Annotated in this window: 10 protein-coding genes; 2 read left to right on the top strand and 8 right to left on the bottom strand. The window is 47.1% G+C overall.

Translation table 11 applies throughout. The annotated features are described in order from the left end of the window. Positions 1-50: 50 nt before the first annotated feature. The 3 genes from M3661_RS28455 to M3661_RS28465 all read right to left on the bottom strand — a co-directional run bounded on the left by M3661_RS28455 (position 51) and on the right by M3661_RS28465 (position 2,774). Entirely contained in the window at positions 51-1,007 is a 957-nt protein-coding gene (locus M3661_RS28455) for a nucleoside hydrolase (protein WP_065292482.1), read from the bottom strand. After that, positions 1,007-1,960 (bottom strand): nucleoside hydrolase, encoded by a 954-nt coding sequence (locus M3661_RS28460; protein ID WP_065292481.1) that lies wholly within the window; start codon positions 1,958-1,960, stop codon positions 1,007-1,009. Before M3661_RS28460 ends, M3661_RS28455 begins: the two co-directional genes overlap by 1 nt. A 286-nt stretch (positions 1,961-2,246) precedes the next feature. After that, the gene (locus M3661_RS28465; RefSeq protein ID WP_251490494.1) at positions 2,247-2,774 is read right to left on the bottom strand and encodes an HNH endonuclease; all 528 of its coding nucleotides are present in this window, start codon (positions 2,772-2,774) and stop codon (positions 2,247-2,249) included. A gap of 174 nt (positions 2,775-2,948) precedes the next feature. On the opposite strand from M3661_RS28465, the gene M3661_RS28470 reads away from it, so the two are divergent. After that, entirely contained in the window at positions 2,949-3,497 is a 549-nt protein-coding gene (locus M3661_RS28470) for a hypothetical protein (RefSeq protein ID WP_065292480.1), read from the top strand. 113 nt (positions 3,498-3,610) lie between these two features. On the opposite strand, the gene M3661_RS28475 is transcribed toward M3661_RS28470, so the two are convergent. From M3661_RS28475 to M3661_RS28485, 3 genes are all read right to left on the bottom strand, one after another. Further along, positions 3,611-4,750 carry a beta-ketoacyl-ACP synthase III gene (locus tag M3661_RS28475; RefSeq protein WP_251490497.1) on the bottom strand — a complete coding sequence of 380 codons (1,140 nt, stop codon included), beginning with the start codon at positions 4,748-4,750 and terminating at the stop codon, positions 3,611-3,613. Positions 4,751-4,911: 161 nt separating this feature from the next. Then, a complete protein-coding gene (locus M3661_RS28480) occupies positions 4,912-6,138 on the bottom strand; it encodes an RtcB family protein (protein ID WP_251490500.1) in 1,227 nt (408 codons plus the stop codon). Between the two features lie 43 nt (positions 6,139-6,181). Beyond that, complete coding sequence (locus M3661_RS28485) at positions 6,182-7,741, bottom strand: limonene hydroxylase (RefSeq protein WP_251490503.1); 1,560 nt, start codon at positions 7,739-7,741, stop codon at positions 6,182-6,184. Between the two features lie 206 nt (positions 7,742-7,947). Here M3661_RS28485 and M3661_RS28490 point away from each other — a divergent pair, with 206 nt between their 5' ends. Beyond that, positions 7,948-8,421, top strand: a complete 474-nt coding sequence (locus M3661_RS28490) for a GNAT family N-acetyltransferase (protein ID WP_251490506.1) — start codon at positions 7,948-7,950, stop codon at positions 8,419-8,421. Positions 8,422-8,533: 112 nt separating this feature from the next. Here M3661_RS28490 and M3661_RS28495 read toward each other — a convergent pair whose 3' ends face one another. Next, positions 8,534-9,433, bottom strand: a complete 900-nt coding sequence (locus M3661_RS28495; RefSeq protein WP_251490509.1) for an SDR family oxidoreductase — start codon at positions 9,431-9,433, stop codon at positions 8,534-8,536. Between the two features lie 635 nt (positions 9,434-10,068). Next, positions 10,069-11,019 carry an ABC transporter permease gene (locus M3661_RS28500; protein ID WP_021255492.1) on the bottom strand — a complete coding sequence of 317 codons (951 nt, stop codon included), beginning with the start codon at positions 11,017-11,019 and terminating at the stop codon, positions 10,069-10,071.

Below are 11,019 nucleotides of genomic sequence, written 5' to 3' on the forward strand. Positions count from 1 at the left end.
GGTCGGATAGACCTCTTCATTTTCACTTGCATGAATTCGAATATTCTATGTTAGTTTATGGATTTTAATACATCAAATAGCATTCCTTTAAACGCATCGCGATCGATCGCTTCACATACGCGAACATTGAGCGTGCGCTCCAAGCGATTGTTAATGTCGACGAGGCTGTAGCCTCTTGTCAGCTCGCCCACCGTCTCTACATCAACATGATAGAGATGAGAGTTCGTCATAATCGACTCATCTGCCGCAACTGCTGCCAACAGTGTATCTGGATGCGTTGTACCATTCAGACGGTGAACAGTCTTGTTGAAACGCATGACGACCTTGTTCACGTCCTTGAAGAATTTCGCACCCTTAGAGCCGAGCTGCTCGATTTCCGCATGATCATTGTCATCCATAATGGAATATTGCGTGCACATTTCCCAGCCAACCATCGTGATTGGAATGCCTGAGTGAAGCACGATCTTAGCCGCTTCCGGGTCAACATAGAAGTTGTACTCTGCCGTCGGCGTAATGTTGCCAAGCGCATTGTTCGTGCCGCCCATAATATACAGATGCGGGATTAACGGTATAATCGTCGGGTCCTTCTTGATGGCCATCGCAATATTCGTCAGCGGCGCAATCGCCAGCAGATGGATTTCCCCAGGATTGTTATGCACCGTGTCAATTAAGAAATCAACCGCATGTCCAGTTGCAGGGGATTGAATCGCCTTTTCGAAAAAGGAATCGCCCATCCCGTCCTTGCCGTGTACATCCTCTACAGTACGATGCTCTTTGTGACCCAGTCCCATAATTGGGCCTTCGTATCCTTTGTACACCGGAACCTTGCCGCTATGTCCTGCAACTTGAACCGTATACAGTGCATTTTCCACCTGTTGATCGAACTGCACATTACCGCCTGTAATCATAATGCCTTCGACTTGGAAATAGTGAAGGGCCGTTAAGATCGCGATTGTATCGTCTCCTGCTGTGTCGGTATCAATAATGACGCGTTTCTTCTCTGACATTATGACTCCCTCTTCTCTGTTGCTTTTTTCGCTAGGTCTGTCATGTAATCGAAGAATGCATCGCGGTCTACATCGTATACGACCTGTACCGGACGACCGTCTGCCATTTCTACCGTGCGGCCTTGGCTAGCACCTTCGGTAATTACCTTGCTGTTCACCGTCTGTACCTTCACAAGATCGCTCTTGCCAACGAAGGCAGTCGTTAATACATCCCACAGATAATACGTCGAGTTCGTGGAGAAATGAACGAGCGGCGGCACCATAGCGTAGCATTGACCGAGGAAATCAACCCCGATATGCTTGCGCTCTGCAGCCCAGCGTTCACGAACATCCAGTGTAAGCGGTACTTGGTTCGTGCTCTCCAGCGCTACGAGATCAATCTCGATTCCGCTCTCCCACACGCGAGCAGCAGCATCCGGATCCCAGAATACATTCCATTCTGCCGTTCCGTCATGCTCAGGCTCATGCACATTGCCCGCTTCGCGGAATGTACCGCCCATCCATACAAGGCGTTCTACCTTCTCTTCAATTGTTGGATCCATATCTAATGCGCGAGCAAGATCAGTCAGCGGACCTGTGAACAACAAGGTCGTCTTGCCTTCCGTTGCACGCAGCGTATCAATAATGTGTTCATGTGCTGGCTTGTCCGCAACCGGAGTTACGACCTTGCCAGATTCATTCAAGAGCGGCAGAGCATCCACGTAGAATGCATGCATGCGCCAGTCTTTCGGGAAAGGATTTTTCCCACGCGAATTAGACGCTGCTACATCTAGCCCGCCTGTTCCGAAGCGATCAATGATTTTACGGCTTGCAAACATCGCCGGTTCTAAGTAGCAATCCGCTGGAATAACGGATACACCTGTCAACTCAACGTTATCCATTTGCAATAACAAAAACAAAGAAATCAAATCATCAACGCCGCCATCGTGGTTAAAATAAATCTTTTTCTTCATCTTGTCTCCATTCCATACATCAACACTTCATGTGAAGTAAATGTATTCTATGTTATGTCCGTACAAAGTGTCGCAAAACCGAACAAACGAAAAAGATTTTTATCGCATTATTCGGATTCCGTTATAAATAATACTAAATTTTCTTTTAAAAATATATAGTTAAAAGAAAAAATATTGGTTTCTAAAGTAATTAGTTTGTACTTATTTACAAAAAATCCCCTCAGTAAAGAGAAAACTTCGTGATGTAACTATCTACATAGATTATGATACATCAAAATTATTGTTATTATTGTCTAACTGTATAATTTACTTCATACTTTTTAAAAGTGGTTCTGATTACCCCTGCCAATGTTGCCGAATTCAAGTAAGGGTGCCCATAATGATATGATGTGTTTTGAATCTCTTCATTATAAATTTCAAAAAACTTAGTCAGATCTATACTTTTCTCCTTCAATTCATCATTAAATTTTTTATGATATATAAATTCATATTCCTTAATTCCTTGTTTTATCCAAAATGTATCGTAAAACGTAGTACCGTATGCACGAAGCCAGTCCCACATAATCTCTGGATCTGCGATATTGGGATTTTCGATATGACATCTTTTACAAAGCAACACTAAATTAGAAGCCGCGTCCTCCCCTCCCAAAGATGCAGGAATTATATGACACCTCTCTAAACTTTTCTCACATCCACATCTCCAGCATCGTTTGTGCGCCTCCGAAGTATCCACACTTAATCCACACTCATCGACTCTTGAGAACCAATAATCTACAATTTCCTGTTTTGATACTTTCATATTTTTTCTTGTCATGCTTATATCTCTCCTTTCATTAATACAAGTCACTTAATCATTAGCCATTCTAATATCTATCATCAATATAATATCCCATAAAATCTACAAAGTTTCTTACCCAATTCTGCCGAATACATATATAGTAGTAACTGATTCCTAAAACCTAATCCTCCTACGAAAGGAGAACAAATTGTGCAGCAGCGTCCATCTAGAACGCCAGTAAAACCTATCAACAGAACCACAATGAAATCACCCAGCAGAACAGCAGCGCCTGACAGAAATCGTAGAACACGCGAGCAGCCCAGAACGATTCGCCCTGCTTCGATCAACTCACAGTCAGGGAAATCGGCAAAAGTGACAGAACTTGATAAGACATCGACCAGCAAGCCTGCTGCTAAACCTGTGTCATCTTCACCCAAGGCTCCCGTAAATAGACAGGGGCAAGCAGTTGCTTCCCTTATGTTCAGCCTACTTGGTATCCTGTCATTTCTATACATATTGAATCATCTGAACGAGGTGATCAAGTATAACTCCATATTCACGTCCAAACTAAAGCCCGTCATGATTACGTCCTTTATCTTGAACATAATTGGATTTGCATTAGGGATCAGAGCGAGACATTCTGCGCGAGGCGGAGGGATAGCAATCGTTGGGGCGACATTTGCTTCGATTCCTCTAGGCATTTGCGTGGTTATTCTCCTTGTATTTATCCTGAAATTGACGGGTGTTCAACCTCTATGAGGGGGGCGCTCCCCCTTGTCGTACTTCTGAAATTACAAAAAGAGAGAGTGGCTCCCCACTCTCTGCCTGCCTACTTGATGATCCACTTATCTAGAAATGCCATCTATCCAATTCTATTCTTCGACCGAAGGCCCAACTACTGTCAGCATCATAATCGAGGTTTGGAATCTACCGCTTTCGGGAACGATGCATAGCACTTGCTGCCCTTCCATTAGATGTCCCTCATTCATGAGCTCCTCCAGCATAATGTATATCGAAGCGGAAGCCGTGTTTCCCTTTGTATATAAATTCGTAAACCATTTCTCTGCTGGTATTGATACCCCGCCCTTCTCCAACAACCGGAATATCTCATCTCTGAAAAAATGCGACGAGTAGTGGCAAACCATCCAATCGATGGTCTCAGGTTCAAACCGGCCTTCCTGCACCAGCTCCAAAAATCGACGAACACCTACCGTCGTGATTTCATTAACCAGTCTGACGTCTTGCTTCAGATTTAGAGCCCCTTGATCCGCCGCTTCATGAATGGATGCATAATCAAGCCACGAAGGAACTCCACTGTCCTTATCCATACCCGAATACATGCACACATCATACTCATTTGCATAGGACTTATTATCAATCCATTCGATGCGCAGCGATAACCCCTTCGCGGAGGGCTTGTCCTGCAATATAGCCGCGCCTGCACCATCCGACAGCATAAATCGCAAAAAGTCCGTGTCGAACGGCACACGCCCATTGCTATGTACAGACTGCGCCTCAAACTTCGTATGCTTAAATTCACGGCTCAGAAACTCACTGGCACAGGCGACTGCTGCTTCTTGTTCGCCAGATTTAATTTGTAAGTACGCATATTTAAGTGCCTGCATACCGCTAGCACATAAACCCGAATGCGAGGATATCTCCATTACTGGCAAGCCCGCTTCGGCATGTACCATACTCGCAAAACCAGGAAGAAGCAAATCGGGTCTCGTCGATCCTGTTGCTAGGAAGCCAATATCCTGCTTTGCTATATTTTCATTTCGTTCTAGTGCATCTCGTATTGCTAGAGCAGCCATTTCTGCGTTCGTATATAAACTCTGTTGTTCTTTGTTCATTGCGTAGTAGCGATATTTTATCTGATTCTTTTCAAGGATGATCCGCTTGGTCTTTGAGGTCTTACCCCCAATTTTGCCTAGATAATCTTCAATTTCATCATTACTAACCGGAGAGCCAGGAAGGAATTTACCTATACTTGTTATATAGACTTGATTCATGAAGCACCTCCATAAAATATGATATATTTCTTGATTATCATAGAATTTAATTAAATTGTAAAGTATTGGATTTTGTGAACAACAAAAAAAGAACGCTCTCTTTCCGTATCGGAGCGCTCTTCTTCCATTTTACTTTTCAAATGTATGCTACTACACGCTAACTAATCCTTATACGGATCGAACTCATCTGCTCCGGCCATACACACGCCGATCGGCTTTAATGTGTGCATCACTTCGATCGTTTCTGCATGTGCATCCAATACCTCCTGCAGCTTCCGATACACAAACGGACTCTCGTCCGTACCCGCTCCGCGCAGCTCGACGCCGAATGTGCGCACGGCCTCCATCATTTGCGCTGTCGTAATTTTACCGCCGCTTCGAGTTCGGGTCTTCCAGTTCATTTTGCCTGCCGCCTGCGTCCGGCTCATAATCCGTCCCGCGCCATGAACGGTGCTGTAATAAGCTTCGCTATTCTCTATGCTATCCTTGCCTTTCACAATTACCGATATGTCGCCCATACTGCCGCCGATAAAGCCGACCTGACCCGGTGCGGAAGGAGTCGCCCCTTTACGGACAACCACGACTTCCTTGCCGTTATGCGTTTCTTTCCATGCATAGTTATGGTGATTGTGCACCTCAAGATCAGCATCCGTACCCAGAATCGCCAGCACTTGCTCGATTACGTAATCCCGCCCCGCATAGGCATATCGCCCAGCCAGCTTCATGGCACGGTAATACATATCTCCAACCTCGCTGCTCAAATCAAGCAGGATAGGCGGCTGATCCATCTTCTCTCCTGGAGCACTCGCAAGGAACTCCCGTCCGACAGCCAGATTCATGAATCCGCTCGCCGTCTTATGCCCGAATCCTCTGCTCCCGAAATGATTCGCAACCCATAGGCGTCCCGTCCCTACTTCCTCGAACAAGTCTACAAAATGATTGCCGCTTCCGACGGTACCAAGCTGATTGCGAGCCAATGCTTTCAGCTTGTCATGCTCCTGCTTGCCAATCGCTTGATAGACGCTCCAGTCCGGATCATCGAAGAGATCGTGATCCACTTTCTCATTATTGACTCGCCCCATCCCGAAGGAGATTTTGCGGGCGATTTTGTCCATGATTTTCGGCAATCTAGGCTTGATTTCTTCTGCTGTCAAATGAGTACGGACTGCTTTGTTCCCGCAGGCAATGTCATATCCGACACCTGAAGGCGAGATTTGCCCGTCATAGACTACGACCCCGCCAATCGGCTGACTGTATCCTTTATGATGATCCGCCATCAGTAGGGCTTGAACCACATTACCCGTCTTAGCGCACATTTTCGCTTGCGCAACGGCGCTCTCCTCCGGGTTGCCCCAGACGCGTACGCCGTCTATTTGTTGATAAGCCATATACTTCTTCAACTCCAGTAAAGTATAATTTCTATTCGAATATTCAAACGCCTTTAGCTTCTCGCAACGCCTGAATTCGTTCTTTTACCGCTTCTTCAGTCTCTACTTCAAATAAATGAATGACCGCCCCGATGAGCTGCTCGCCCCAAGAAGCAGCGTCCCAGCCTTCCAACGCCCGCAGCGCCATATTCCGAGTGCTAACGACAGGACTGTTTAGACCGGCCTTAACGAGCCTCTCTCCAATACCAGCGAATCGCTCCAAGCTCTGCAAGATGCTGTCCAGACATTGATGTGCAATAAACTCTCTCCCAAGCCCCATCTCATCTCCCGGACCTGTAGCGATATCCTGCAGCGGCAGGTGTTCCTCAGCGAACTGAACCAGCTTCCGAATTCTGCTCGTGTCTTCTGATTTCATGAGCTGCAAGTAAAGGGAATCCTGCAGTGGATCCTCAGCAAGCTGATGATAAAGGGTTTCCCAAATATCTATCCCGAGCTTCCCTGCGCATGCTATACCGTAATAGCGATGCACCGATTCGCCCGATTCAATTGCATCCAGCACGTTCTCCTTCCATTTCGACTGGGCAAGGATCACTTGAACTGCTTCTATCGTATCGGTTCTAAGCTGCTCCGTCCATCCTGCAGACATTCGCTCGTTCCATCTCTCCTTCTCTTGGGCCAAGAAGTCGTGCAGATGGAGCATGACCGACAGGTGCTTAACCGTGGAACACATCTCTCGCGCCAACCTTACATAATCCGATAACACTTGTGGAGCATACTCATAATCATCGATATCCTCTGCGGGACCTCCATTTAACAAAGCTTCAATTATATCCGTCGCACCTTCATACAATTCGTGGTCAACCTGCTCGGCGGATAGCGCCCCCTGCAAGCCTCCATTTCTCGCACATATGCATGCCAAATATTCATCCATAATATTGTTCTGGCATCCATAGCGCAGCAGCCAATCTCGAATTTCCTGCGTCGCCGGCTCCAGCCTCTCAACGAGATGAATTTTCCCCCAACCATGAACATGCTTGGCTAATTCCCACAGCACCTCGTTGCTGTCGTCCATTCCATTCCGAATCGCAACTGCCGTATACAGCGTGAACTCATCATGCCTACCGAGCGTTAGAAGCAGCTCCTTCACGTGTTCATTTTGGAAAAGACCGAGCAGCGCAATACCGAACTTCACGACATTGCGATGTGCCCCATGCTCAGCGAGCCATACCGCTTCATGGAATACGGGCTCTGGTCGTATGCCTGGATGAGTACGTACCTGCTCCAATATATCGTCAATCATGCTGCTTATTTGAGCCGTCACGAGCTTCATATACAGTGCCTTTCGCGTGGCATGCTTCATCTCCTGAGATTGCTTCGCCAGTAATTCGACGATTTCGTCTACCTCTTCCTCCCGCTCACTGCCTGCTGCATGGTGACTGAGCACTCCGTCCAAGGCACCTGATGCCCACCGTAACTTGCTGTCAGCCCAGAATTCGTCGTCATCCGGCAAAGAGCCATTTACTGACTCCCCTTGATCTCGTATGTATGAATAAATGGAAGGTCTCCCCTTCCATGGTGCTGCTTGGTCAAAAGAAATAATCATCGTACTGTTCCCCTTTCCCGATCTTTCTTCTGCCTCTATCTTCGCTTATTTCCAATCCAATGAACATGGTAAAAGTATTACGACCATCCATGAAGCTGTTTATGTAATGGGCTGCAAACACGCGACTGACGCAATATATTATATACAAAACCTCTCTTGATTTATGGTAAAATTTATATATTATTCGCATAAGTGAGGTGCTGGACATGAACATTCGTGCAGTGAGAACATCCGATTATACCAGTGTAATTTCTGTTCTTAACGATTGGTGGGGCGGCAGAAATATGTCTGACATGCTGCCAAAATTGTTTTTTGTCCATTTTCAACAAACGAGCTTTGTTGCAGAACAAGACGGGGAAATGGTCGCCTTCTTAATTGGGTTCGTGTCGCAAACCTATCCGAACGAGGCTTATATTCATTTTATCGGTGTTCACCCGAATCATCGAAAGTCCGGGATCGCGAAAAGGCTGTACGAAGCGTTCTTCGATGCCGTACGGGAATACGATTGCGATATCGTCCGCTGTGTGACTTCACCCGTTAATACGACTTCGATCGCATTTCATACGCGGATGGGCTTCCGAATCGAAGAAGGAGACGGCGAGATAGATGGGGTGCCCGTACATACGAACTATGACGGAAGAGGCGGAAGCAGAGTGCTGTTTGTTATCTCTATCAAGTAAATCCTCCATTAAATAAGCGACATAGTTTGGATAAATGACAGCCGTTTCCCAGTACATACCGAGAAACGGCTTCCTACTTTTTGTTGACGATAAGCATCGCGTACGCTACTTCTTACACCTCGGTGGCTCCGTCCTTCGGCGGGACGGATATCCCCTGTTCTGCCGCTCTGCTCACCGATTCCCACGCCTCCCAGGTCGCAATGCGTTCCTTATAAGTGTTTCTGGCGATATCAAAAATCGCGCTTCCCAAAATAAGCCGCAAAGGCGGGTTCTCGCTATCCACCAGCTTCATAAGCGCTTCGGCAGCCAATGCAGGATCGCTATCTATCGAACTTTCCGCATACTGTTGGGCTAGCTCTTCTCGAAGAGAATGGTAAGCCTCTAATGGCTGGCTATAGCGCATCGTGTTGTATAAGTCCGTCCAATATCCGCCCGGCTCCACGAGCGTCAACTTGACCCCAAAGTGGGCTGCTTCCTGCGCTAACGCTTCGCTTAGGCCCTCTAGTGCAAATTTGCTTGCACTATACATGCCTGTCATTGGACCTGAGATTACTCCCCCTATGCTGGAAATTTGAATCAAATGCCCTGACCGCTGCTCACGCAAGTAAGGGAATACCGCCTGAGAGACCCATAGCGCCCCGAAAAAATTCGTTTCCATAAGATCTCTTGCATCGGCTTCGCTCAGTTCCTCGACCATGCCTAACGTCATCGTGCCCGCGTTGTTCACGACAATATCAAGACGCCCGAAATGCTCTACCGCCGCCTTTACGGTTGCAAATACAGATTCCCGCTCCCGGATATCAAGCCGCAAAAATAGCAGTGCATCTTGGTATTGCTCTTTCAGTGATTCTAACTTCCCGACGGTTCTGGCGACGGCTACAACCTGATCCCTTGCTTCTAGCGCAGCATTGGCAAATGCATAGCCCAGCCCCTTGCTGGCGCCCGTAATCAGCCACACGCGTCTCTTCTTATTCTTCCGATCTTCAGGATTGAACAGTTCCTGTGTTGTCATAGGAAATCCCCCCCTAACCAAAATAAAAAAACACAGACAAATGCTCTGCCTGTGCCAACTATAATCGGGTAGGAATATCCCTGTATAAGTCCATGTTCGAACAGCGCCAAAGAAGCCCTCGATAAAAAAGCGCAGGCAAATCCTCGCGACACTCGCCAAGACATGAACTAGACGGCATATGGACAGACTTATCCCGATTGCTCTGCTGACAGGCAGAGAAACAAAGAACCAATGAATGCAATTTGCATGGTTGGCTTATCGGGAACAATCTATCACACATAACCCTCCGCTCCTGTTAGATACCAATACTGTAACAAAGACGTCAGGAAATTTCAACCAAATATAAACTAACTAACACCTTCAACATTGCCTTTATCCTGACCAGTCTTCATGTTCCGTTTGTTAGGGCAGCACGCTCCCTCCATTATACCTGCTAAGGATGCAAAGAACCGCGGAATTTTGTCCTGTTCACTTAGAGAAGCTTAGGAAACTGTGTGCAGTTTAACAGATGATTCGAATATAGACTTTCAAATAAAAAAATCCCCTTCAGAGGGGATTGGTTGCTCCACTTACCTCTGAGGGGATACTGTATATTTTCTTATACTTTCTTCACATGGACGAAATCGAAATAAACTCTATCTTTTCCCCGGATCGTACGGCTCTCCGAGTGCGGTTGGTCCGCTCGTACGCCCAACTGCGAAGAGAAGCACCAGCAAGGTCAACAGGTAAGGAAGCATGTAGAACACTTCGGTCGGTATCGTCTTCGCCCAATCATAGATGACAACCTGATCCTTGAGCGCTTGGGCAAATCCGAAGAAAATCGCTGCGCCAAACGCCCCTATTGGGTTCCACTTCCCGAAGATGACCGCGGCAAGGGCAATAAAGCCTTGACCGGAGATCGTGCTCTGCGCGAAGCTGCTGTTCGCCGTTAAGGCGACCGTTGCGCCTCCTAGGGCAGCGATGGATCCCCCAACCAGAATGGATAACGTACGAAGACGATTGACCTTCACACCTGCCGTATCAGCTGCCCCAGGGTGTTCCCCAACCGCGCGCATCCGCAAGCCCAGCGGCGTCTTGTACATGACGAACCATACCACGAATACACAAATATAAGCGATATAGGTCGTTGGATATGCCGTAAAGAATGCTTTTCCGAAGAACGGAATGTCACTCAACAATGGGATGGACCATTTAAAAAACACCTCAATGATCGGCGTCTCCGCTGCTCCATCGAACAAGAGCTTTACCATGAAGAACGTCGAGCTCGCCGCCAGCAAGTTGACGACAATCCCGCTGATTACCTGATTTGCTTTAAATTTTATCGAAGCAAGTGCATGAATGCCGGAGAAGATCAGCGTGAAAATCATGGCACCGAGGAGACCTAACCAAGGCGAAGCACCACCAAGCCCCGCACTCTCCGCATAATGCGTCGTAACCGCAGCAGCGAATGCTCCCGATATCATAAACCCTTCAAGTCCCAGGTTAATAACACCGGTACGTTCGACGATCACCCCGCCGAGTGCGGCAAAGATCAATGCCGTGGCAAACACGAATGTTCCATTCAATAGATTGGCTAGAATATCCAT

Origin of the sequence: Paenibacillus sp. MER 180, assembly GCF_023713665.1 — a bacterium.
GTDB classification, from domain to species: Bacteria; Bacillota; Bacilli; order Paenibacillales; family Paenibacillaceae; genus Paenibacillus_B; species Paenibacillus_B suaedae.